The organism is Streptomyces sp. NPDC002138 (genome assembly GCF_040296485.1).
GTDB lineage: Bacteria > Actinomycetota > Actinomycetes > Streptomycetales > Streptomycetaceae > Streptomyces.
The window spans coordinates 62952-85980 of record NZ_JBEOXE010000033.1 but is presented as its reverse complement, the minus strand read 5'-3'; the positions used below and the strand labels follow the sequence as shown (position 1 = coordinate 85980).

General features: G+C 71.3%; 22 protein-coding genes and 1 pseudogene. 10 read left to right on the top strand and 13 right to left on the bottom strand.

Annotated elements, in window-relative coordinates:
- Positions 1 to 223 precede the first annotated feature (223 nt).
- Together ABT084_RS22100 and ABT084_RS22095 are read left to right on the top strand one after the other, a co-directional pair.
- Complete coding sequence (locus ABT084_RS22100; RefSeq protein ID WP_351046479.1) at positions 224 to 637, top strand: hypothetical protein; 414 nt, start codon at positions 224 to 226, stop codon at positions 635 to 637.
- 67 nt (positions 638 to 704) lie between these two features.
- The gene (locus tag ABT084_RS22095; RefSeq protein ID WP_351046476.1) at positions 705 to 1502 is read left to right on the top strand and encodes a nucleotidyltransferase family protein; all 798 of its coding nucleotides are present in this window, start codon (positions 705 to 707) and stop codon (positions 1500 to 1502) included.
- A 112-nt stretch (positions 1503 to 1614) separates the two neighbouring features.
- On the opposite strand, the gene ABT084_RS22090 is transcribed toward ABT084_RS22095, so the two are convergent.
- The 6 genes from ABT084_RS22090 to ABT084_RS22065 form a co-directional block, all read right to left on the bottom strand.
- Positions 1615 to 3183 carry a DoxX family protein gene (locus ABT084_RS22090; protein WP_351046473.1) on the bottom strand — a complete coding sequence of 523 codons (1569 nt, stop codon included), beginning with the start codon at positions 3181 to 3183 and terminating at the stop codon, positions 1615 to 1617.
- Between the two features lie 142 nt (positions 3184 to 3325).
- Positions 3326 to 4282 (bottom strand): 23S rRNA (guanosine(2251)-2'-O)-methyltransferase RlmB, encoded by a 957-nt coding sequence (rlmB, locus tag ABT084_RS22085; RefSeq protein ID WP_351046470.1) that lies wholly within the window; start codon positions 4280 to 4282, stop codon positions 3326 to 3328.
- Between the two features lie 85 nt (positions 4283 to 4367).
- Complete coding sequence (gene cysS / locus ABT084_RS22080) at positions 4368 to 5768, bottom strand: cysteine--tRNA ligase (protein WP_351046467.1); 1401 nt, start codon at positions 5766 to 5768, stop codon at positions 4368 to 4370.
- A 106-nt stretch (positions 5769 to 5874) separates the two neighbouring features.
- The gene (gene ispF / locus ABT084_RS22075; protein ID WP_351046464.1) at positions 5875 to 6396 is read right to left on the bottom strand and encodes a 2-C-methyl-D-erythritol 2,4-cyclodiphosphate synthase; all 522 of its coding nucleotides are present in this window, start codon (positions 6394 to 6396) and stop codon (positions 5875 to 5877) included.
- Positions 6386 to 7132, bottom strand: a complete 747-nt coding sequence (gene ispD / locus ABT084_RS22070; protein ID WP_351046462.1) for a 2-C-methyl-D-erythritol 4-phosphate cytidylyltransferase — start codon at positions 7130 to 7132, stop codon at positions 6386 to 6388. The genes ispF and ispD overlap by 11 nt, the downstream gene beginning before the upstream one ends.
- 267 nt (positions 7133 to 7399) lie before the next feature.
- A complete protein-coding gene (locus tag ABT084_RS22065; protein ID WP_003953493.1) occupies positions 7400 to 7882 on the bottom strand; it encodes a CarD family transcriptional regulator in 483 nt (160 codons plus the stop codon).
- A 566-nt stretch (positions 7883 to 8448) separates the two neighbouring features.
- On the opposite strand from ABT084_RS22065, the gene ABT084_RS22060 reads away from it, so the two are divergent.
- Positions 8449 to 9132 (top strand): copper chaperone PCu(A)C, encoded by a 684-nt coding sequence (locus ABT084_RS22060; RefSeq protein ID WP_351046459.1) that lies wholly within the window; start codon positions 8449 to 8451, stop codon positions 9130 to 9132.
- A 175-nt stretch (positions 9133 to 9307) separates the two neighbouring features.
- On the opposite strand, the gene phoP is transcribed toward ABT084_RS22060, so the two are convergent.
- The gene (phoP, locus tag ABT084_RS22055; protein WP_466527820.1) at positions 9308 to 9979 is read right to left on the bottom strand and encodes a two-component system response regulator PhoP; all 672 of its coding nucleotides are present in this window, start codon (positions 9977 to 9979) and stop codon (positions 9308 to 9310) included.
- A gap of 5 nt (positions 9980 to 9984) precedes the next feature.
- Positions 9985 to 11223 carry a two-component system sensor histidine kinase PhoR gene (gene phoR, locus ABT084_RS22050; protein ID WP_351046456.1) on the bottom strand — a complete coding sequence of 413 codons (1239 nt, stop codon included), beginning with the start codon at positions 11221 to 11223 and terminating at the stop codon, positions 9985 to 9987.
- Between the two features lie 244 nt (positions 11224 to 11467).
- On the opposite strand from phoR, the gene phoU reads away from it, so the two are divergent.
- From phoU to ABT084_RS22030, 4 genes are all read left to right on the top strand, one after another.
- Positions 11468 to 12145: a phosphate signaling complex protein PhoU gene (gene phoU / locus ABT084_RS22045; RefSeq protein ID WP_351046453.1), complete on the top strand. Its 678-nt coding sequence runs from the start codon at positions 11468 to 11470 to the stop codon at positions 12143 to 12145.
- Between the two features lie 135 nt (positions 12146 to 12280).
- On the top strand, positions 12281 to 12427 hold the full coding sequence (locus ABT084_RS22040) for a hypothetical protein (protein ID WP_351046450.1): 147 nt from the start codon (positions 12281 to 12283) through the stop codon (positions 12425 to 12427).
- A gap of 534 nt (positions 12428 to 12961) precedes the next feature.
- Entirely contained in the window at positions 12962 to 13177 is a 216-nt protein-coding gene (locus ABT084_RS22035; protein WP_351046447.1) for a hypothetical protein, read from the top strand.
- A 534-nt stretch (positions 13178 to 13711) separates the two neighbouring features.
- Complete coding sequence (locus ABT084_RS22030; RefSeq protein WP_351046445.1) at positions 13712 to 14635, top strand: nuclease-related domain-containing protein; 924 nt, start codon at positions 13712 to 13714, stop codon at positions 14633 to 14635.
- Here ABT084_RS22030 and ABT084_RS22025 read toward each other — a convergent pair.
- The 3 genes and pseudogenes from ABT084_RS22025 to ABT084_RS22015 all read right to left on the bottom strand — a co-directional run bounded on the left by ABT084_RS22025 (position 14608) and on the right by ABT084_RS22015 (position 17076).
- On the bottom strand, positions 14608 to 15291 hold the full coding sequence (locus ABT084_RS22025) for a YdcF family protein (RefSeq protein ID WP_351046443.1): 684 nt from the start codon (positions 15289 to 15291) through the stop codon (positions 14608 to 14610). The two genes, ABT084_RS22030 and ABT084_RS22025, sit on opposite strands and share 28 nt — an antisense overlap.
- A pseudogene (locus tag ABT084_RS22020) lies at positions 15288 to 15515 on the bottom strand (UTRA domain-containing protein); the annotation flags it as partial. The pseudogene ABT084_RS22020 and the gene ABT084_RS22025, both read right to left, overlap by 4 nt.
- Positions 15516 to 16317: 802 nt before the next feature.
- Complete coding sequence (locus tag ABT084_RS22015) at positions 16318 to 17076, bottom strand: phosphoglyceromutase (protein ID WP_351046441.1); 759 nt, start codon at positions 17074 to 17076, stop codon at positions 16318 to 16320.
- Between the two features lie 185 nt (positions 17077 to 17261).
- Between ABT084_RS22015 and ABT084_RS22010 the strand changes: the two genes are divergently transcribed.
- A complete protein-coding gene (locus ABT084_RS22010) occupies positions 17262 to 18599 on the top strand; it encodes an MDR family MFS transporter (protein ID WP_351046438.1) in 1338 nt (445 codons plus the stop codon).
- Positions 18600 to 18617: 18 nt separating this feature from the next.
- Here the strand turns inward: ABT084_RS22010 and ABT084_RS22005 are convergent, their stop codons facing one another.
- Positions 18618 to 19121 carry a type III secretion system chaperone family protein gene (locus ABT084_RS22005; RefSeq protein ID WP_351046436.1) on the bottom strand — a complete coding sequence of 168 codons (504 nt, stop codon included), beginning with the start codon at positions 19119 to 19121 and terminating at the stop codon, positions 18618 to 18620.
- Positions 19114 to 20484, bottom strand: a complete 1371-nt coding sequence (mshA, locus tag ABT084_RS22000; RefSeq protein ID WP_351046434.1) for a D-inositol-3-phosphate glycosyltransferase — start codon at positions 20482 to 20484, stop codon at positions 19114 to 19116. The genes ABT084_RS22005 and mshA overlap by 8 nt, the downstream gene beginning before the upstream one ends.
- 265 nt (positions 20485 to 20749) lie before the next feature.
- Here mshA and ABT084_RS21995 point away from each other — a divergent pair, with 265 nt between their 5' ends.
- Both ABT084_RS21995 and ABT084_RS21990 read left to right on the top strand, forming a co-directional pair.
- On the top strand, positions 20750 to 21556 hold the full coding sequence (locus ABT084_RS21995) for a class I SAM-dependent methyltransferase (RefSeq protein WP_351046432.1): 807 nt from the start codon (positions 20750 to 20752) through the stop codon (positions 21554 to 21556).
- A gap of 244 nt (positions 21557 to 21800) precedes the next feature.
- Positions 21801 to 22859, top strand: coding sequence for a C40 family peptidase (locus ABT084_RS21990; RefSeq protein WP_351046429.1), 1059 nt, complete (start codon positions 21801 to 21803; stop codon positions 22857 to 22859).
- The last annotated feature ends 170 nt before the right edge of the window (positions 22860 to 23029 follow it).

Genomic DNA, 23029 nt, shown 5'->3' with positions numbered 1-23029 from the left:
GCCCCCTGTATCCCCCGCCCGCGGGGGGCCCCCCCCCCCCCCCGCCGGGCGGGGGGGGGGGGGGGGGGGCGCGGGGGCCCCCCCCCAACGCTCCTTTACCCCGGCAGACCGGCGCTTTTCGAGCATCGTTCGTCAACGCCCCATTCGAAAAGCCACGTCGAACCATCCCCCGACCGGGTGACTAAATGTCGCCAAATCTTCACCGAGCGCTACTCTCGCCTTCGTGACCCACTCTGCCCGCCGTATCGGCCGTTCCCTCGCCCTGGTCCTGCCCGTCGTCCTGGTCCTGTCCGGGACCCTCGCGGTCACCATGGTTCCCTGGGCCGACAGCACCCCGTCCCAGATCCTCACCGCCTCCGCCGAGAACGTGAACGTTCCCGCGAAGCCCCTCGCCCCGCAGGACGCGCTGCGCGAGAAGCTGCTCGGCGAACTGCAGCAGGGCAAGGAGCCCGGCGTCGTCCTCACGCACCTCCAGCAGGAGGTGGACCGGCGGCCGTCGCTCGCCGACCACTGCGTGGGCATCGCCCGGGCGATCGGCCGCGCCGCCGTGGACGCGTACGGGCCCACGAAGGCCCAGTCGTTCGCGCGCCCCGTGTGCGACACCTCGTACGCCGCCGGCGTGGCCTCCTTCAGCTGACCCGGCGAGCTGACCCGGCACCCTCGGCGGCCACCGGCCCAGGACCACAGGACCTAGGCTGCCCGGCATGACGGACGCCCCCGCAGCAACCGGCCCCCCGCCCGCTCAGCCCGTTCGGCACACCGCGGCCGCGCACCCCGGCCCGTCCCCCCAGGCGCCCACCCAGGCGGTGGTCCTGGCGGGCGGCCAGGGTTCGCGGCTGCGGCCGTACACGGACGACCGGCCGAAGCCGATGGTGGAGATCCCGGGCACCGGGATCCCGATCATCGGGCACCAACTGGCCTGGCTGGCCGCCGAGGGCGTCACCGACGCGGTGATCTCGTGCGGGCACCTCGCGGGGGTGCTCCAGGACTGGCTGGCCGGGGCCGGCCTGCCGCTGCGGGTGAGCACGGTCGTGGAGGACGAGCCGCTGGGCCGCGGCGGCGGTCTGAAGTTCGCTGCCGCGCACCTGCCGCATCCCGACGAGCCCTGGTACGCGACGAACGGCGACATCTGGACCCGGTTCTCGCTCCGGGAGATGGCCGCGTTCCACGCCGAGCGCGCGGCGACCGCGACCCTCGCGCTCGCCCGGCCGCGGATCCCGTGGGGCGCGGTGGAGACCAACGAGTTCGGTCAGATCCTGGACTTCATCGAGTCCCCGCCGTCGCCTTATCTGATCAACGCCGGCGTGTACGTCTTCGCCGCCGAATTCACCGCGCTCCTGCCCGACGTGGGCGACCACGAGCGCACCACCTTCCCGCGCCTGGCCCGCGAGCGCCGCCTGGCGGGCTTCCCGCTGCCCCAGGGGGCCTACTGGCGGGCGATCGACACGGCGAAGGACCTGACCGAGGCCGCGCGCGAGCTGGCCGCCCACAGGGCCGTCTGAGCCTGCCTGGGCCGTCTGAGCCTGCGCGGGCCGCCTCAAGAGGGTCACACGCGACGGGGCCCGGTACGCATCGCGCGTACCGGGCCCCGTCACCTGTGACGTCCGGGGCGGCTCAGCCGCCGAGCAGACCGCCCACCAGCCCCGGCTTCTTCGCCGGGCCGGACGAACCGCCGCTGCCCGAGGAGGTGGGCTGCTGCGGCGCGGACTGGCGCGGGGAGCTGCCGCGTTGGGGCTGGCTCGCCCCGGCGCCGCGGGTCGCGGCCGGGGACTGGGCGCCGCTGCCCGCCGTCGACTTCGACGGCGCGCCCGAGCTCGTACGCCCGGGCTTGGCGGACTCCGACGCCTTCGCCGAGGGGGTCGCCCCCTTCGACGGCTGCTGCTTCAACGGTTGCCGGGAGGTGGACGGTTCCTGCGGCAGCGGGGAGCCGGGCAGGTAGTTGCTGGGCGCCTGGCCGGGGCCGGGCACGGTGACCACGGTCGAGGAGCGGACCGCGCCGCCGAGCAGGGAGCCGACGAGGAGGGTGAGCCCGCAGACGACGGTCGCCATCACGGCGCCGCGCCGCAGCACGCGCCGCCGCAGCCGCCAGATCTCGGAGCGCGGCCCCAGGGTGCGCCAGGCCTCGCCCGCGAGCCGTCCGTCCAGGGAGTAGACGGGGGCGCCCGCGATGATCAGCGGGCTCCAGGCGGCGAGGTAGATGATGTCGGGCGCGTCGTAGGCGGGGACGGTCTTCCAGCTGACCGTCATCAGCAGGGCCGCCGACAGCAGCGCGCCGAAGCAGGCGGCGAACCGCTGCCAGAGGCCGAAAACGGTCAGCACGCCGACCACGACCTGGAGGAACGCCACGCTGAGCCCGGCCCCGACGGGGTGCGCGAGGGCGAAGTCGCGCAGCGGCTCGGCGAGCGCCCAGGGGTGCAGGGTGCGCAGCCAGGTGACCATGGAGCCGCGCTCGCCGCCGTCGAAGTAGACGGGGTCGCAGAGCTTGCCCATGCCGGCGTAGATGGAGATGAAGCCGAGGAAGACGCGCAGCGGGAGCAGCACGACGCCGAGGTTCATCCGGCGGCCCGGGTAGTACGAGGCCTGCCCGCGCGCGTCGGCGGCGGCCCGCCGGGTCTCCTCGCCGAGACCGCCCTGGCCGCCCTGGCCGCCCGGCCCGCCCTGGCCACCGGGCCCGCCCGCGGCGCCGTCGCCGTACCGCGGTGCGTAGGGCAGGCCGCGTACGGGTGCCATCGCGCGGGTGTCGTCCGTGTCCCCGTAGCTGCGCTGGCCGATGACGGTCGGCGTGGCGAGCGTGTCGTCGGCGAGGTCCTGGGCCAGGTCGACGCGCGGGATGACCTGCGTGTCGCCGCCGTCGAACTCGTCGTGGCCGCGCCCCGCCTCCCGTACGGCCTGCAGGAGCCCGCCCATCGCGGCGGCGTCACCGGGGGCGGACCTGCCGCTCCAGACGACGGGCGCGCGGCGGCGGCCGGCTCCGGCGGCGCCGACGACCGCCCCGGCGAGAGCGGGGGCACGGCCCGGGAGGGGCCCGTTCGCGGGGGGCTTGGAACGCGCGCTCGGGCTCGGAGCGAGCCGCACACGGAAGCTGGCGTGGTTGACGATGACCTGTGCGGGGTCGCACGGCACCTTGACCATGCTCAGCGCGGGCTGTTCGTCGAACCCTGGCGTTCTGGTGTCCACACTCATCTAACCGAGTGATGAGTGTTTAGGACACTGCCTTGACAGCAGGTATGTGTCCGAGGCCCGTCAAGATCAAGCCATTTCGGGGGCCCGGGCGGGACCCGGCCGGGTGAAAGCGTTCACCCGGCCCGGTACCAAAGGGGACTGCTCAGGCGCGGCGACGGGCGGCCTCGTAGAGAACCACACCGGCCGCGACACCGGCGTTGAGCGACTCGGCGCCACCCGGCATCGCGATGCGGACGAGGTAGTCGCAGGTCTCGCCGACGAGGCGGCCGAGGCCCTTGCCCTCGCTGCCGATGACGATGACGACGGGGCCGCCGAGCTGCTCGAGGTCGTCGACGGTGTGCGTGCCGTTGGCGGCGAGGCCGACGACGGTCAGGCCTTCCTTCTTGTACGCCTCCAGGGCGCGGGTCAGGTTGGTGACCCGGGAGACCGGGGTGCGGGCCGCGGTGCCGGCCGAGGACTTCCAGGCGCCGGCGGTCATGCTGGCGGCGCGGCGCTCGGGGATGACCACGCCGTGGCCGCCGAAGGCGGAGACGGAGCGGACGATCGCGCCGAGGTTGCGCGGGTCGGTGACGCCGTCGAGGGCGACGATGAGCGGGTCCTCGCCGTTGTCGTAGGCGGCGGCGGTCAGCTCGTCCGGCATGGCGTACTCGTACGGCGGGACCTGGAGGACCAGGCCCTGGTGGTTGAGCCCGTTGGTCATGCGGTCCAGCTCGGGGCGCGGGGCTTCCATCAGGTTGATGTTGCCGCGCTCGGACGCGAGCTGGAGGGCTTCGCGGACGCGCTCGTCGTTGTCGATGTACTGCTGGACGTAGAGGGTGGTGGCGGGCACGCCGTCACGCAGGGCCTCGAAGACCGGGTTGCGGCCGACGACCATCTCGCTGGTGCCCTTGGGGCCGCCGCGACGGGGGGCGGGGCGGCGCTTGGCGGCCTGCTTGGCCATCGCGTTGGCGATGCGGTTCGCCTTGTGCTTCTTGCGGTCCTCGGCCTTGGGCGTGGGGCCCTTGCCTTCCAGGCCCCTGCGCCGCTGGCCACCGCTGCCGACCGTCGCGCCCTTCTTGTTGGACGTGCGGCGGTTCCTGCGCTGGCTGTTCCCGGCCATGACCTATACCTGTTTCGTTTGTTCAGCGGTGTGTACGTATGAAGAGTGTGCCGCCCCGAGCGCCGGGCGGCACAACGAGCTGGGCTCAGCGGGGGCCGAGCGTCCAGCGGGGGCCGCTCGGGCTGTCCTCGACGACCAGCCCGGACTGCTGGAGCTGGTCGCGGATCGCGTCCGCGGTCGCCCAGTCCTTGCGGGCCCGCGCGGATTCGCGCTGCTCCAGGACGAGGCGGACGAGCGTGTCGACGGCGCCGTGCAGGTCCTCGCCACGGTCGGCTTCCCCGGCCCAGTGCGGGTCGAGCGGGTCGAGGCCGAGGATGCCGAGCATGGCCCGTACCTCGGACAGGCGGGCGATCGCGGCGTCCTTGTCGTCGGCGGCGAGCGCGCTGTTCCCCTGGCGGACGGTGGTGTGGATGATCGCGAGGGCCTGCGGGACGCCGAGGTCCTCGTCCATGGCCTCGGCGAAGGCGGGCGGCACCTCGGTGGCGGGCTCGACGGTCTTGCCGGCCTTCTCGATGACGCGCTGGATGAACCCCTCGATGCGGGCGAAGCCGGACTCGGCCTCGCGCAGCGCTTCCTCGCTGTACTCGATCATCGAGCGGTAGTGCGGGGTGCCGAGGTAGTAGCGCAGGACGATCGGGCGCCAGTGCTTGACCATCTCGGAGACGAGGACGGAGTTCCCGAGGGACTTCGACATCTTCTCGCCGGACATGGTGACCCAGGCGTTGTGCATCCAGTACTTCGCGAACTCGTCGCCGAAGGCCTTGGCCTGGGCGATCTCGTTCTCGTGGTGCGGGAAGATCAGGTCGAGCCCGCCGCCGTGGATGTCGAAGGCGCTGCCGAGGTACTTGTGGGCCATCGCCGAGCACTCGAGGTGCCAGCCGGGGCGGCCGCGGCCCCACGGGGTCTCCCAGTCGGGCTCGCCGGGCTTGGAGGCCTTCCACATGGCGAAGTCGCGGGGGTCGCGCTTGCCGCTGATGCCCTCCTCGGCGGGCTGGCGCAGGTCGTCGATGTTCTGGTTCGACAGCTCCAGGTAGCCGGGGAAGGAGCGCACGTCGAAGTAGACGCTGCCGTCGGCCTCGTACGCGTGACCGCGCTCGATGAGGCCGCGCATCATCTCGATCATCTCGGGGACGTGGCCGGTGGCGCGCGGCTCGTACGTGGGCGGGAGGCAGCCCAGCGCGTTGTAGCCGTCGTTGAAGGCGCGCTCGTTCTCGTAGCCGATGGACCACCAGGGGCGGCCCTGTTCGGCGGCCTTCGCAATGATCTTGTCGTCGATGTCGGTCACGTTGCGGATGAAGGTGACGTCGAGGCCGCGGTAGGTGAGCCAGCGGCGGATGATGTCGAAGTTCAGGTACGAGCGGACGTGGCCGATGTGCGGAGCCGCCTGCACGGTGGCACCACAGAGGTAGATCGAGACGCAGCCCGCGACGAGCGGAGTGAAGTCACGGATCTGCCGGGCGCTGGTGTCGTACAGGCGAAGAGTCACGGCATCCAGGGTAGTGCGCGTGCGGCAGTGCCCCGCGACCCTTTTGGGGGCGCGGGGCGGCTTTGTTGCCGAAGCGGTGCCGCGAGGGGCGCTCTTGCGGTCGTCCTCAGGCCCCGCTCGTGCGGTACACCAGCGCCGTGGCGATCGCGGCGAGGCCTTCGGCGCGGCCGGTGAGGCCGAGGCCGTCGGTGGTGGTGCCGGAAACGGAGACCGGGGCTCCGGCCGCGGCGGTCAGGGTCTTCTGCGCTTCGTCGCGCCGCTTGCCGATCTTCGGGCGTACGCCGATGACCTGCACGGCGATGTTCCCGATCTCGAAGCCCTCGGCGCGGACGATCCGGGCGGCCTCGGCCAGGAGGGTGACGCCGGAGGCGCCGGACCACTCGGGGCGGGAGGTGCCGAAGTGCGCGCCGAGGTCGCCGACGCCCGCGGCGGAGAAGAGGGCGTCGCAGGCGGCGTGGGCGGCGACGTCGCCGTCGGAGTGCCCGGCCAGGCCGTCCTCGCCCTCCCAGAGCAGACCCGCGCACCACAGCTCGCGGCCGGTCTCGAAGGCGTGGACGTCGGTGCCGATGCCGACCTGGGGGAGCAGGGGGGCGGGGCGGGGGCCGTCGGGCAGGGAATCAGTAGACATCGGCGGCCCTCCGGCGGGCGAGTACGGCCTCGGCGAGGACCAGGTCGAGCGGGCGGGTCACCTTGAACGCTTCCTCGTGGCCGGGGACCAGCACCACGGGCACTCCGAGCTTTTCCACCATTCCGGCGTCGTCCGTGGCGCCCTCGCCGTTGACGGCGATGCGCTCGTGGGCGCGGACCAGGGTGGCCACGTCGAAGCCCTGCGGGGTCTGTACGGCGCGCAGCCGGGCCCGCTCGGGGGTGGCGACGACCGGCTCGGGCTCGCCGGGCTTGCCGGGCTCGACCTCCTTGACGGTGTCGGCCAGCGGCATCGCGGGGACCACGGCGGGCGCGCCGTCGCGGACGGCCCGGGCGACCGCGTCCACGGTGTCCACGGGCACCAGGGGGCGGGCCGCGTCGTGGATGAGGACGGAGGTGATCGTGTCCGGGAGGGCGTTGAGTCCGGCCCGTACGGATTCCTGGCGGGTCTCGCCGCCGGGGACGACGACGAAGTCGGTCCGCTCGGGCAGGGCGTGCTCGCCGAGGAGGTTGCGGACCTCGGTGGCGCCCCCGGGCGGGGCGACGACGACCACGAGGGAGACGGCGCGGGAGCGGGCCATGGCGCGGACGGCGTGGATCAGCATCGGGATGCCGCCCAGCGAGCGCAGGGCCTTGGGGGCGCCGGGCCCCAGCCGGGTGCCGCGGCCGGCCGCGGGAATCACCGCCGCGGTGCGGTGGGGGCGCGTTTCGTCATACATCGGTGGTGGCTCCGGGTTTGTGACTTCGGCCGACGTGGGTATGGCCACAAGGGTGCCGGGTGCGATGCCCTCGCCCCTTCCGTGACGACCGGTCGAGCCGGCTGCCCGGACCCGGCACGCCACCGCGCCCTGCGCGGGGGTGGTGCGGTACGTACGGTGCGGCTGGGGAGACAGACATGCCGCAGCGCCCGGCGACAGTCCTCTCGGCGAGCGAGAGGGCCGTCATCGGGCACCGCGGCACGACTGCTGTGTAGACGGTTCGTCGCGTCAGGACGCGAGAACCTCGTCGAGGAGGGCCTCGGCCTTGTCCTCGTTGGTGTTCTCGGCGAGCGCGAGCTCGCTCACCAGGATCTGGCGCGCCTTCGCGAGCATGCGCTTCTCGCCCGCGGAGAGCCCGCGCTCACGCTCACGACGCCACAGGTCACGGACGACTTCCGCGACCTTGATGACATCGCCAGAGGCGAGCTTTTCCAGATTTGCCTTGTAGCGACGGGACCAGTTCGTCGGCTCTTCGGCGTACGGTGCACGAAGCACCTCGAAGACCCGGTCCAGCCCGTCCTGGCCGACCACATCGCGGACACCGACGAACTCCGCGTTGTCCGCAGGTACGCGAACCGTCAGGTCACCCTGGGCGACCTTGAGCACCAAGTAGGTCTTGTCCACGCCTTTGATCTGGCGAGTTTCGATGGCCTCGATCAGCGCGGCCCCGTGATGGGGATAGACCACGGTGTCGCCAACCTTGAACGTCATGTGACAGGTACCCCTTCCGTGGCTATCCAGGGTAACACGAGAACCGACTGTTATGAATGGCGTTTTCGCAGGTCAGGGCCTATCTCGGGGCTTGACAACAGCGACACGAACGTGCTGCGGAGGGCTTCCGGAAGGGGGTATTCGCAGGTCGGAGCCACTGCGCGGACGGACAGAATCGACCACGCTACACCTCCGGGAGCTCGCGCTCGACGCGACGTACGTCCCGTTTTGCCGGGTTCGGCGTGGTGAAACCGAACTACTCCGTTCGACTGGTGAGGCCGCTCTGTAGCGGGTTCCGGCCCAATCCTGAATTGATCAAGGGGCCCCGTTCGAAAGGAATCCCGGAATTGATCTCTAATGCAAGATCGACGGGACCGGTTCAGGGTGCCCCGGGCGATGCGGAGGGTCGGGTGCGGGCACGGGGCGGCGGCTCGGTAACCTAAGCGCGCTGACACACACTTAGGGCGGCTTTACCTCCGCCCGACCGCACCACCCGCACCACCCGCACCACCCTCAGCAACTGCCTCACCGTCCTCCGTCCGTACGTCCTAGGAGTTGCCGCCGCCGTGAGCCGCAGCCTTCGACGCGGCGCTCTCGCCGCCTCCGCCCTCGCGTTCTCGATCGCCTCGCTCGCCGCATGCGGCGCGGGCAACGACGCACAGACACTCGAAATCAAGCCTGACAACGCCGCCGTCACCAAGGGCGCCATCAAGGTCCAGAACGCCCTGGTCATCACCCAGGGCGCGAAGGACGGCAAGGGCCCCGCCGTCGTCTCGGCGACCGTCTTCAACACCGGCGCCACGCCGCAGACCATCGACGCCGTCACCCTCGCGGGTGCCAAGGGCAAGGTGACGCTGAAGGACTCCACCGGCGCCGCCAAGGTCACCGTCCCCGCGCACGGCTCCGTCGTGCTCGGCGGCAAGGGCAACGCCTCCGCCGTCATCGAGGGCGGCCGCCAGGCCGTCAAGGACGGCGACGCCCAGAAGGTCGTCTTCCAGCTGAGCGAGACCGGTGACGTCGAGCTGGGCGCCTTCGTCGTCCCCGCCACCGGGTACTACGCGGGCTACGGCCCGACCGAGGCCCCCGCGGCCGGCCCCTCGCCGTCCGGCAGCGCCTCCGCGTCCCCCGCGGGCTCCGCCGCCCCCTCCCCCTCGGGTGCGCCGTCCGGCAGCCCCTCGGGCGCGGCGTCGGCCGGCGCCTCCGCGCCCCCCTCGGGCTCCGCCTCGCCGTCGCACAGCGCCGGTCACTGACCGGCCCGGGGCGCTCGGGAACGTAGCGCCGCGGCCGTAGCGCTCGCACACGTGCACGAAGGAGGGCCTCCCCCGGATTCCGGGGGAGGCCCTCCTTCGTGCGCCCGCTTCGTGCGCCCGCTTCGAGTGCTTGCTTCGAGCGCTTGCTTCGCGTGCGTAACGCGGCGGTGATGGCTTACGGCTCGAACTTGTAGCCGAGGCCGCGGACCGTGACCAGGTAGCGCGGCGCGCCCGGGTCCGGCTCGATCTTGGCCCGCAGGCGCTTGACGTGGACGTCGAGGGTCTTGGTGTCGCCCACGTAGTCCGCGCCCCACACCCGGTCGATCAGCTGCATGCGGGTCAGCACGCGGCCCGCGTTGCGCAGCAGCATCTCCAGGAGGTCGAATTCCTTGAGCGGCAGGTCGACCTTGGCACCGGCGACGGTGACCACGTGGCGGTCGACGTCCATGCGGACCGGTCCGGCCTCCAGGGCCGCCGGGGTGACCTCTTCCGGCTCGCCGCGGCGGCGCAGGACCGCGCGGATGCGGGCGACCAGCTCGCGCGAGGAGAAGGGCTTGGTGACGTAGTCATCGGCTCCTATCTCCAGCCCGACGACCTTGTCGATCTCGCTGTCCTTGGCCGTGACCATGATCACGGGGACGTTGGAGCGGCCGCGCAGCTGCCGGCACACCTCCGTGCCGGGCAGCCCGGGGAGCATCAGGTCGAGCAGGACGAGGTCGGCGCCGTTGCGCTCGAATTCGTCCAGCCCGTCGGGCCCGGTCGCCGCGATCGCGACCTCGAAGCCTTCCTTGCGGAGCATGTAGGACAGGGCGTCGCTGAAGGATTCCTCATCCTCGACGACGAGCACTCGGGTCACGGAAGGACCTCCGGGGCAGGAATGGCTGGTTCGGGTTGGAGCACGGGTATGCCAGATGCGGGGGCTGCCGCGGCGGCGGGTGCGGCGGCCTCCGGGAGCCGCAGGGTGAAGGTGGAGCCCTGCCCCTCTGAACTCCACACCGTGACCTCCCCGCCGTGCGAGGCGGCCACGTGCTTCACGATCGCGAGGCCGAGGCCGGTGCCGCCCGTGGCACGGGAGCGGGCCGGGTCCACGCGGTAGAAGCGCTCGAAGATGCGCTCCCGGTCCTTTTCCGGGATGCCGATGCCCTGGTCGGTCACGGCTATCTCGATCAAGTCTCCACCCGGAGCGTTCACCCGGCGCGCGGCGATGCCGACGCGGGTGCGGGCGGGGCTGTAGTTCACGGCGTTCTCGACCAGGTTCCCGAGGGCCGCGGCGAGCTGCCCCCGGTTTCCCCATATCCGCAGGTCGGCGGTGCCGCCGACGGCCATGGTGATCTGCTTGGAGGAGGCCGTGTGGCGGCAGCGGTCGATGGCCTCGGCGACGAGGGTGTCGGCCCGGACCGGCTCGGCGTCCTCCAGGGGGTCGTCGTTCTGGACCCGGGAGAGGTCGATCAGCTCCTGTACGAGGTTGATCAGCCGGGTGGCCTCGATCTGCATGCGGCCGGCGAAGCGGGTGACCGCCTCGGGGTCGTCGGCCGCGTCCATGACGGCCTCGGACAGCAGGGAGATCGCGCCGACCGGGGTCTTCAGCTCGTGCGAGACGTTGGCGACGAAGTCTCGGCGGACCGCCTCGATCCGGCGGGCCTCCGTGAGGTCCTCGACCAGCAGGAGCACCAGCCGGGAGCCGAGCGGGGCGACCCGCGCCGAGACGGCGAGGGCCTCGCCGCGGCCGGTGCCGCGGCGCGGGAGGTCCAGCTCGATCTGGCGTATCTCCCCGTCGCGGCGGGTGTCGCGGGCCATGTGCAGCATGGGTTCCACGGCGAGCTTGCCGCCGCGGACCAGGCCGAGGGCGTACGCCGCCGAGCTGGCCTTGACGACCGCGTCGCCCTCGTCGAGCACGACGGCGGAGGAGCGGAGTACGGAGAGGACGGTGTCCACTCCGGGCGGGAGTACCGCATTGATGTCGGGGCGCATGGAGCTCCGGGTGGGGCGGGCCTGGTCGCGCTCGCTCCAGCGGAACGCCAGCATGGCGATCACACCGGTGCACAACCCGGCGATCGCTGCAGCTGCGGCGACCGCCGCGTTCACGTCCATGTGTCCAGGTTAAGCAGGTGCGACGAGAGTTCCACAGCCGTTCGGGTGGCACCTCGAACAGTCGTCGCCCAGAGTTCACCCTGGCGACGGGGTTGATTCATTTGTGATGCCGGAGTCGGACGCGTTCGCGGCTCACCGTGTCAACGTGGGGCGAGAGGCCCCGGCCCCCCGGGCACGAGGCAAGACGGGCACGGGTACGGCACGAGGCAGAACACGGGCACGACGCTAGAGAGGGACACCCACCATGCGGGACGCGTACCACGAGGAACTGGACTCGATCGGAGAAGGCCTGGTCGAGATGGCCCGGCTCGTCGGTTCCGCGATCGGCCGGGCGACCACCGCCATGCTCGACGCCGATCTCAAGCTCGCCGAGAGCGTCATCGCCGCCGACCAGAAGGTGGACGACCTCCAGCACGACCTGGAGGCCCGCGCGATCGCGCTGCTGGCCCGCCAGCAGCCGGTGGCCACCGATCTGCGCATCGTGGTGACCTCGCTGCGGATGAGCGCGGACCTGGAGCGCTCCGGCGACCTGGCCCAGCACGTGGCGAAGCTCGCCCGGCTGCGCTTCCCGGACACGGCCGTCCCGCGGGACCTGCACGCCACGATCCTGGAGATGGGTCAGCTGGCGCAGCGCCTGATGGCGAAGGCCGCCGAGGTCATCATCACCAAGGACGTCGACCTCGCGCTCCAGCTGGAGCAGGACGACGACGAGATGGACCAGCTGCACCGCACGCTGTTCCAGCACCTGATGGACGACCGGTGGAAGCACGGCATCGAGACGGCGGTCGACGTGACGCTGCTCGGCCGGTACTACGAGCGCTTCGCGGACCACGCGGTCTCGGTCGCCAAGCGCGTCGTCTACCTGGTGACGGGCGAGCACGCGGACGAGCTGCAGGCGCCGACGGCGGTCGAGGGAGCCTGACCCCGCGCGCCGGGGGATCCTGACCCCGCGTCAGGGCTCCCGCCCTCCTGCCCCAATGCGCCGTTGACGCGCCCGTGCGGCTGGGCATGAATGAGGCAAAGGCAGTACGACCCGGTACGCCTGCGAGGAGGAACCATGTCCGATTCCCCCGTCCCCATCACGCCCGAGCAGGAGCACCAGCCCCAGGAGGCCCTGCGCCTCCCCCTGCTCGCGGCCTGCGGCTGCGGCTCGGGCTGCGGCTGCGGCTGCCAGTCCGGCGCCCCGTGCCAGTGCGGCGGCTGAACCCGCCCGCCTGACCGCCCGTACGCGAAGGGCCCCGCCCGATCCCCTCGGCCGGGGCCATCCGCACGGCCGGGGCCTTCCGCGGCCGGCCGGGGCGCGGGGTGTGCGCGGCGCTCAGCCGAGGCGCTCGGTCGGGGCGCTCAGCCGAGGCGCTCAGCCGAGGCCCTCGACCGCGTCCGGCCGCAGCCTCAGCTCCTGGACCTGGCCCCGGCACCGGCACCGGAAGACCGTCATCGCTCCACCCCGCTCCACCGCTCCACCACCGCGCCACTCCACCCTCCAACGAGAAGCCCCCCACCCGCGGTGAACAGCGGGTGGAGGGCTTCGCCGTGCCTGGGGGTTACTTCTTGCCCTGGTTCTTGGTCCGACCTGGGGCTTTACCGGGCGTACCGGCTCCGACCTGCGGTCGAGCGGTCAGCGGTTGTCACCCTCGGGCGCCCTTGGCCACCGTTCCACGGCCCAGGGACGGCCCGGTGGGCCCAGCGGTCGAAAACTCAGCAGCGCCCCGTTCCTGCCCTGTGCGATCTTGCCAGCATGAACGAGAACACCGCGGCCTCCATAAGCATCGCTGACAGTGAGATCCTCGCGGGCCGCATCATCCACGGCATCAAGGCCATGAGAGAGCATCTCGGCTGCTCTCTCCAGGATGCGTTCCTCGCCTTCCACGCTCGGTATGAAGCCCTCCGGCTTGAAGAGCCCGACGCGTTCACTGTGGCGCCCGGTGAGTACTGGACGGGCTTCTATTCCTGAGGCTCAAGGCCCGCCGCACAGGGGAAGTCAGCGGTGCGGCTTCGGCTGGGAGGTGTCACGGGCCGCATGCCCCCTACTTGCACCCACCACTGCCCCAACTCCCATCCCGTCTGCCGTCGACCCACACGTATGTGGTGTCTGCTCGGCTTGCCTGGGTCGACGGCAGACGGGATGGGAGTTCCCCGCCTCAGCCCTCCACGGACCGGCACTCGCGTGCGGCGCCCCCGCCATCCCGGTGCTTGTTGCGCCCCCGCCGGAGGCATGTCGGTGAGGGCGGGCTCAGGGTTCAGCTCATGCCCTTGGGCCTATCCCGTTGTAGAGGCGCGCGTCGGCGGCGGCAGCGCCGAGCGGGCCGCAGGCAGGAGCGCGGGCGCAGGCAGAGCCGGGAAGCGCGCCCGGTGGAGCGGAACGCAGCCGGGTGCCTTGATGAGGTAGAGAAACCTGTAACAGCTCCGCGCCGCCCCCGGCGGTCTTGCCGACCCGGCCACCAGGTGTTGGCATAAGCGTGGGGACGGCACGCAAGGGGGGCGGCTGATGAGCAATCTGACGGTGCATTCGTGGAAGCGGCATGGCAGGGATCGGCTCTACGTGAACCTGCCGGACGGAACGGCTGTCGCCTGGGCGGATCGAGCGACCAAGACCGTGACGATCAAGGTTCGGAAGTACCAGGACGAAGCTCTGGCCCTCCTCCGGCAACACCTTGGGGACGATCTCATCGTCAGCTCCCCCTCAACGCCCGCTGAAGAGCCCCGCCCCGCCGCCCCGTCTCAACAGCGAGCACGCCCCACTGCTGCCACACCGCCACGCCGATCCGAACGGCCGCTGCCCCTCCCACCCCTCAGCCCCAGCGAAGACCTGGCGCGGAACCCTCCCGGCGCTGGGGTACTCGGAATGATCGCGGTACGGGGCCCGTCGACGGCTCACAGGCTGAAGGCGAAGTTACTGCGGCAGTCCTCGGAGTGGGACAGCTGGTACACCGGGCTGGAAGGCGAGCGCTGGGTGGGCCGTGAGCTGGAACGCCTGTCCCCGCTCGGTTGGCGGGTGCTTCATGGAATTGAGAAGGGCAACGGAGGCGACATCGATCACCTGTTGATCGGCCCCGGAGGCGTGTTCAGCGTCAACACCAAGAACCACCGGGGCGCCAAGGTCTGGGTCGGCGACTCGATGGCCAAGGTCAACGGCGGCAAGCCCCTGCCCTACGCGGCGGCAAGCCAATCCGAAGCCGAACTCGTACGGAGGGTTCTGGGGCGGTACTGCGCCTTCGACGTGCCCGTCGAACCAGTCCTGGTCTTCGTCGGCATCGCGTCCCTAGATCGCGCGGTGACGCAGCACTCCGTTCGGATCTACCGGGAGCGAGAAGTGGCTGCCCTGGGCCCGCTCACAGGCAAGCTCACTCCGGAGCAAGTGGAACAGGCGTACTCCGTCGCTCGTCACCGGCGTGTCTGGCTCCGAGCCTGACCCGACTCATCCCGGAGGAGAAGACTCGTGAAACCTCGCTCGCACAATCGCTCGTACGCGTCGGCCACATCTCCCGGGACCTGCTGGCTGATGGTGAAGCCCTGCGCCGGGTAGACCAGTAGCCGCTGCAAGGCTCCGACCAGCATGTCGATGACAAGACGTGCGTCCCCGATGGAGTCGACGTATTCGTCCAACGTCATCGGGGTGGAGGCGCTGACGAACTCGACTCCGGGCCAGAGCTTCCGGGCTGTGGCGTACGCGCGTCGCTCCTCGTACGGCTTGCTGATCAGCAGCACCGAGGAGACGTCGACACCGGCTGCTTCGAACAGTTCTCGGCTGAACCGGATGTTCTCGCCCGTGTTCCGAGCGCGCGGTTCCACGAGGACCACGGAGCTGGGCACCCCAAGCTCCAATGCCCGCTCGCGGTAGTGAACGGCTTCACCGCGGGGCATCCGTTCGCGCGTCGTCGGGCTGGTGGCTCCAGTGAACACGAGAAGGGGGGCCATGCCGCGCCGGTACAGGTCGACTGCGGCGTCGGCCACTCCCAGGTCATGGCTACCAAGTCCGATCGCGACCGAGCACGGCTGCGGAGCGTGGCCCATCTGGTGGTAATTCCAGAGGAGCCGGGTGTCCGCCCAATCCCGCGTCGAGATCACTCCCAACCTCCCCTGTCCTTCGTCGAGTCGGGCACCTTGAAGTCGTACTCCCAGGCGAAGCGCGATGCGGCGTGCACCCCGATCGCGAATTCGACCACGGTGCCGTCCGCCGTGTAGGTCGTTCGGTGCAGCTCGACCACCGCTTCGCCGGGCGGGAGCTGCAAGAGCTTCACTTCGTCGGCTGTGGGCGTACGGGCAAAGATCTGCTCCTTCATGTGGTCGATCCGCTGTCTACCAACGTTCCCACGGCGCAGTTGACGGCTGACGATCCAAGACGCCAATACGGCTTAATATCTGGGCTTAACATCCGGACTTAATGCCTAGGCTTTACGTCCAGGCTTAACATCCAGGCTTAAAACCTAGGCTTTACATCCATGGTTAATCAGGCCAGATAACCAAGCGGCTTAACCAAGCCACCTTCTCAACACTCAAGCCCGCTACAAGAGGCGACCTGCGGCACCAACGTGCCTAGTTGTCCATAGAAGCGACGCAGCTAACCCCGCCACACCTTCCCATAGTTAGCCGGAGTTGACCCGCAGGATCCGGCCCTTGAAGCACCGGGGTCCAGCTTGCATACATGCATGCAAAAATGCAGAAGTAGAAGGCGATTACCAGGGGGTTTGCTGGCCGCGGCAATCTGCGCATACAGTTCCCCCAATCGGAAAGGCCGCCTCTTGCAGGAGGCGGCCTTGTATTCCGTCAGCACGTTCGAATCGACCCACGCTTGCCAGAGTGGTCCGCGCTGTTGGAGGGTGCCATGCTCCCATATCGAAGCCTGCGAATCGACCTAACCGTCAGGGGGAGGCCGTTCCTGCTGATCAGCTGGGCGGTCGCCGCCCTCACAGAGTCCGCTGGTTGGCCACACACGGTCGTCGCACTAGCGGCCCTGACGATCGCACTCGACGCTAGGTGCCACCTCCTCTAGGGGGCCAATACGCCCTGACGGCCCACAGGCGGCCCCAGGGCAACGAGAAGCCCCCCACCCGCCGGGAAACGGCAGGTGGGGGGCTGTTTCGTGCGTGAGGGTTACTTCTTGCCCTGATTCTTGACGGCCTCGATCGCGGCCGCCGCGGCGTCCGGGTCGAGGTAGGTGCCGCCCGGGTTCAGGGGCTTGAAATCGGCGTCCAGTTCATAGGAGAGCGGGATGCCGGTCGGGATGTTCAGGCCCGCGATGGCCTCGTCCGAGACGCCGTCGAGGTGCTTGACGAGGGCGCGCAGGGAGTTGCCGTGGGCGGCGACCAGGACGGTGCGGCCGGTGAGCAGGTCCGGGACGATGGCGTCGTACCAGTACGGGAGCATGCGGACGACGACGTCCTTCAGGCACTCCGTCTTGGGGCGCAGCTCCGGCGGGATGCTCGCGTAGCGCGGGTCCTCGGACTGCGAGAACTCGGTGCCGTCCTCGAGCGCCGGCGGCGGGGTGTCGTACGACCGGCGCCACAGCATGAACTGCTCCTCGCCGAACTCGGCGAGCGTCTGGGCCTTGTCCTTGCCCTGGAGGGCGCCGTAGTGGCGCTCGTTCAGGCGCCAGGAGCGGTGGACCGGGATCCAGTGGCGGTCGGCCGCCTCGAGCGCCATCTGCGCGGTGCGGATCGCGCGCTTCTGGAGCGAGGTGTGCACGACATCGGGGAGCAGACCGGCGTCCTTGAGCAGCTCACCGCCGCGGACCGCCTCCTTCTCGCCCTTTTCGTTGAGATTGACGTCCACCCAGCCGGTGAACAGGTTCTTCGCGTTCCACTCGCTCTCGCCGTGACGGAGGAGGATCAGCTTGTACGGTGCGTCGGCCATGCGTACGAGCCTAATGGACGCCGGATCCCCTCGCGCGCCCCGCCCGTACCCCTCCGGGAGCCCGCCGGGAGCCCTCGGGACCGTCCCCAATTGACGCACCGCGTCAATCCAGTGGCGGCCGCGCGCCTCCGCCTCGTAACGTGCCGGGGGCAGCCGCACCACTTACATTTCCAGGGGGATCCCGTATGTCCGTTGACAGGATGAGGCGGGCCGCGCGTGCCAGCGTCGCGGGGCTGCCGCGCGAGTTCTGGTGGCTGTGGACGAGCACGCTGGTGAACCGGCTCGGGGCTTTCGTCGCCACGTTCATGACCTTGTACCTGACCCTGGAGCGGGGCTACTCGGCCTCGTTCGCGGGACTGGTGGTCGCCCTGCACGGCCTCGGCGGGGTCGTCTCCTCCCTGGTCGCCGGAGTGATGACGGACCGGCTGGGGCGGCGGCCGACGCTGATGGCGGCCCAGCTCTCCACCGCCTTCTCGGTCGCCCTGCTCGGCTTCATGCAGCACCCGGCGGCGATCGCCGCGGTCGCGCTGCTCGTCGGCATGACCTCCAACGCCTCCCGCCCGGCGGTGCAGGCGATGATGGCCGACATCGTGCGCCCCGAGGACCGGGTCCGGGCCTTCGCCCTCAACTACTGGGCGATCAACCTCGGTTTCGCGGTCTCCGCGACCGCCGCCGGTTTCATCGCCGAGTACAGCTACCTCGCGGGCTTCCTCGGCGAGGCGGCGCTGACCCTGGTCTGCGCCGTCCTCGTCTACGTCAAGCTCCCCGAATCGCGCCCCGACAAGGACGCGTCCGGCGCGGCCGGGGGCGCGGAGCCGGAGATCGGGATGGGGACCGTACTGCGCGACGGCCGTTTCATGGGGGTCGTCGGGCTGTCGTTCCTGATCTCGCTGATCTTCATGCAGGGGTCGTTCGGGCTGCCGCTGTCGATGGGCGCCGCGGGCTTCACGCCCGGTGAGTACGGCGTGGTGATCGCCCTCAACGGCGTGCTGATCGTGCTGCTCCAGATCCCGGTCACCCGGCTGATCGAGCACCGCGATCCGCAGAAGCTGCTGGTCGCCTCGGCCCTGCTGGCCGGGTACGGGTTCGGGATGACCGCCTTCGGCGGCTCGCTCGGGGTGATCGCGCTGACCGTCTGCGTCTGGACGGTGGCCGAGATCATCAACTCGCCCACCCAGATGGGCCTGGTCGCGCGGCTCTCCCCGACCCACGGCCGGGGCCGCTACCAGGGCATGTACACGATGTCGTGGGCGGTGGCCTCGCTGATCGCGCCGCTGACGGCGGGCTTCGTCATCGACCGCTTCGGCGCGGGCTGGCTGTGGGGCGCGATGGCGGTCCTGGGCTCGATCGCGGGACTCGGCTACTGGATGCTGATGCGGAACCTGCCGGAGGCCGAAGTGGCGGAGGCCGAGGTGCCGGAGGTGCCCGAGGCCGACGTCGTGGAGGTGGCGGTCGTGGAGGTGACGGTCGCCGAGGTCGCGGTCGTGGAGCCGGGGGTTCTGCCCGCCGCCGCCACCGCCTGAGGGACGGGCGCCCGGCCCTCAGGCCGGGCGTTCCGTCAGGTGCTTGAAGGCGTCCAGGTTGCGGGTGGACTCGCCCCGCGAGACCCGCCACTCGTACTCCTTGCGGATGGCGCTCGCGAACCCCAGCTCCAGCAGCGTGTTGAACGCGCCGTCCGCGCCTTCCAGCACCGCGCCGAGTACGCGGTCCAGCTCCTGCGGGCTCACCACGGCCAGCGGCAGCCGCGCCGTCAGGTAGACGTCGCCGAGGCGGTCCACGGCGTAGGACATCCCGTAGAGCTTGAGGTTGCGCTCCAGCAGCCAGCGGTGCACGGCCGGTTCGTTCTCGTCCGGGTGACGGATGACGAACGCGTTGACCGACAGGGAGTGCCGGCCCACCTTCAGGGAGCAGGTGGTCGACAGCTTGCGCGTGCCCGGCAGCTTGACGACGTACGAGCCGGGCTCGGGGCTCTCCCACTCCAGCCCGGCGTCGTCCAGCGTGCTCTCGATGATCTCCGTCGGCGCGGTCGGGGCGGTCTCAGCCATGGTGGGAGCGTACGTGACGGCGATGATCGTGCATCGCCGCGGTGTACACGTCCGCCGTGCCGGCGGCCGCCGTGTCCCAGCCGAAGAACTGTGCGTGCCGGGCCGCCTCGCGGCCCATCCGGTCGGTGAGCGCGGGGTCGTCGATGAAGCGGCGCAGCTGGCGCGCGTAGTCGACGGGGTCGTGGCCCGGTACGAGGATGCCCGTGACCCCGTCGTTGACGGCGACCGGGAGGCCACCGACCGCGGCCGCGAGGACCGGCGTACCGGTGGCCTGGGCCTCCAGCGCGACCAGCCCGAAGGACTCGTTGTACGACGGCATGACCAGCACGGAAGCCGCCCGGAACCAGTCCGCGAGCTGGTCCTGGCCGACGGGCGGGTGGAAGCGGACCAGGTCGGTGATGCCGAGGCGGGCCGCGAGCTTCTGCAGGCCCTCGGGCTTGGCGAGGCCGCTGCCGCTGGGGCCGCCGACGACGGGGACCAGGAGCCTGCGCCGCATCGAGGGGTCGCGGTCGACGAGCTCGGCGACGGCGCGCAGCAGGATGTCGGGGGCCTTGAGCGGCTGGATACGGCCCGCGAAGAGGGGTATGACGGCGTCCTGCGGGAGCCCGAGGCGGGCGCGGGCGGCGGCGCGGCCGTCGCCGACGGTGAAGCGCTGGAGGTTCACGCCGGGGTGGACGACGGCGACCTTGCCGGGGTCGGCGTCGTAGTGGCGGACCAGCTCGTCGGCTTCCTCGGCGGTGTTGGCGATGAGGCGGTCGGCGGCGGCGACGATCTGGGTCTCGCCGATGACGCGCGCGGCGGGCTCGGGGGTGTCGCCCTCGGCCAGCGCGGCGTTCTTGACCTTGGCCATCGTGTGCATGGCGTGGACGAGCGGGACGCCCCAGCGTTCGGCGGCGAGCCAGCCGACGTGGCCGGAGAGCCAGTAGTGGGAGTGGACGAGGTCGTAGTAGCCGGGGCGGTGCCCGGCCCAGGCCTGCATGACGCCGTGGGTGAAGGCGCAGAGCTGTGCGGGCAGCTCTTCCTTGGCCAGGCCCTCGTACGGTCCCGCGTCGACGTGCCGCACCAGGACGCCCGGGGTCAGCTCCACGACGGGCGGCAGGCCGCCGGTGGTGGCCCGGGTGAAGATCTCGACCTCGATGTTGATCGCGGCGAGCCGCTTGGCCAGCTCCACGATGTAGACGTTCATGCCGCCCGCGTCACCGGTGCCGGGCTGGTGCAGGGGTGAGGTGTGCACGCTGAGCATCGCGACGCGGCGCGGCTTGCGCGCGTGGCCGACCGCGGGCAGCCGCAGCCGGGGCGCGTCGTGGCGGGTACTGCGGGCGGCGGCGAGCCTGCCGCCGAGCCGGGACACGTACTGACTCAAGGAGCGGTCCTCTCACTCGGGCTCGTGCGGCTTACAGGCGGTGGTGCGGCTTACAGGCGGTGGTGCGGCGTGCCGGCGGTCGTGCGTCATACGGGCGGTCGTGCGGCTACGGACGGTCATGCGGGCAGGGCAGCGCGGAGCGTGGCGCACGCCCTGCAAGGAGTGCAACCCGCGCGACCGTCCCGCGCATTCCGGGACGGCGCGAGGAATCCCTGCGGTTTACCGGATTTTTATCGAGCGCGCGGCGTCCGCTTACCCTCGGCTCATGGCCGCACGCACTCCTCCCCCCAGCCGACCCGTGGGTGCGGTGACCCGCGGAACCACCAATCCGAACCGGTTGCGCCGAATGGACCGCTGGATCGCGGACGCGCACGGGGCCGCGCTGCGGCGGGCCGGGCACCCGGTGGCGGTGGACCTGGGGTACGGGGCCGCTCCGTGGACGGCGGTCGAGCTGCTGAGCCGGCTGCGGCCGGTGGCGCCGGGGGTCCGGGTGGTCGGGATCGAGATCGAACCGGCCCGGGTCGCGGGCGCGAAGCCGTACGAGCGCGAGGGCCTCAGCTTCCGGCACGGCGGTTTCGAGGTCCCGCTGGACGGGGGTGAGCGGCCGGCGCTGATCCGGGCGGCGAACGTACTGCGCCAGTACGACGAGGAGCAGGTCGCGCGGGTGTGGGAGCGGCTGTGCGGGCGGCTGGCGCCGGGCGGGCTGCTGGTGGAGGGGACCTGCGACGAGATCGGGCGGCGGCACGTGTGGGTCGCGCTGGGCCCGGAGGGGGCGCGCACGGTGACCTTCGCGACCCGGCTGGGCTCCCTGGAGCGCCCCTCGGACCTGGCGGAGCGGCTGCCGAAGGCACTGATCCACCGAAATGTGCCGGGTGAGCCGGTGCACGCGTTCCTGCGGGACTTCGACCGGGCGTGGGCGGCGGCGGCTCCGTACGCCTCGCTGGGCGCCCGGCAGCGGTGGATCCGTACGGCGCGGGCACTGGCGGGGGACTGGCCGCTGACGGACGGTCCGAAGCGGTGGCGGCAGGGCGAACTGACGGTCCGCTGGGAGGCCTTGCGCCCGATGGGGTGAGGTGTGCCGGACGGGGAACCGGGGGCGGCGGCGGCCCGTTGAGTGCTCGACGGCGTTTCGGGGGTGCGGCGGGCGCGGTGCGCGCGGGGCAGAGGGTGTTGGAATTCGCCGAGTCGTGGCACCATCCCGAAGGCAGTGAGAAGTTACTGACGAATAGTCAGATCTGTGACGGGATCTGACTCGGGTGCCTGGGGGGACCATGAGACGACACCGCGGCGCATCCGCGCTCACTATGCTCTGCGCGATGGCGATCGTGACGGCCCCGGGCCTGGTGGGCACGGCGTACGCCGCCCCGAGCGCCCCGAGCGCCCCGGCGGCCCCCTTCGCCCCTGCCGCGCCGGGCTCACCCGCGGCTCCCGAGCCGGGCGCCAAGACGCTGGAACAGGTGCACAAGGAGATAGAGGAGCTGTACCGCCAGGCGGGCACCGCCACGGACGCCTACAACCTCGCGGTGGGCGAGACCAAGGCCCAGTCGGACAAGATCGTCGAGATCGCCAAGCAGGTGGTGGCCGGCCAGGAGCGGATCGCCACGCTCAAGAACCGCGCGGGCGCCGCCGCCCGCGCCCAGTACCGCTCGGGTGGCCTGCCGCCGGGCGCGCAGCTGGCGTTGAGCAACAGCCCGAGCATGTTCCTGAACGGCGCCGACCTGCTGCGCCAGGGCGAGAAGGCCGCCTCGGACACCCTCTCGGAACTGGCCCGCACCCAGGCCGACTTGCAGCAGTACGCGACGGACGCGAGCGCGCACTGGCAGACCCTGGAGGCCAACCGGGTCAAGCAGGAGACCGCCAAGAAGGAGATCGAGCAGAAGATCAAGACCGCCGAGGAGCTGGAGAGCAAGCTCCAGGCGGAGGAGAAGGCCCGGCTGATCCAGCTGGAGCAGGACGCGCAGTACAAGGCGCAGACCGCCTGGCTGTCCTCGGGCGCGCTCAAGGAACTCCAGGGCACGGCGTCGGAGGCGGGCAGGAAGGCGGTCCAGTTCGCCACCGCCCAGATCGGCAAGCGGTACGAATGGGGCCACGAGGGCCCGGACACCTTCGACTGCTCGGGGCTGACCTCCCAGGCGTGGCTGGCGGCGGGCAAGCCGATTCCGCGGACCTCGCAGGAACAGCTGCGGCTGCTGCCGAAGGTCGCGGTGAAGGACATGCGGCCGGGCGATCTGATCATCTACTTCGACGACGCGAGCCACGTCGCGATGTACATCGGCGACGGCGCGATGGTCCACGCGCCGCGACCGGGGCGCACGATCACGATCGCGGGGGCGGGCTCGATGCCGATCAAGGCGGTGGTCCGGCCGGACGCGTAGCGGGGTGAGCGCTTGGCGGGACGGGGTCCGGCGGGCGCTTCGGCGGGGTCCGGCGGGTGCTTCGGCGGGGTCCGGCGGGCGCTTCGGCGGGGTCCGGCGGGCGCGCGGGGGTCCGGTGGGCGCGTCGGACCGTGCGTCCGGGTGCCGTGCGGGGCGACACGGGCCGGATG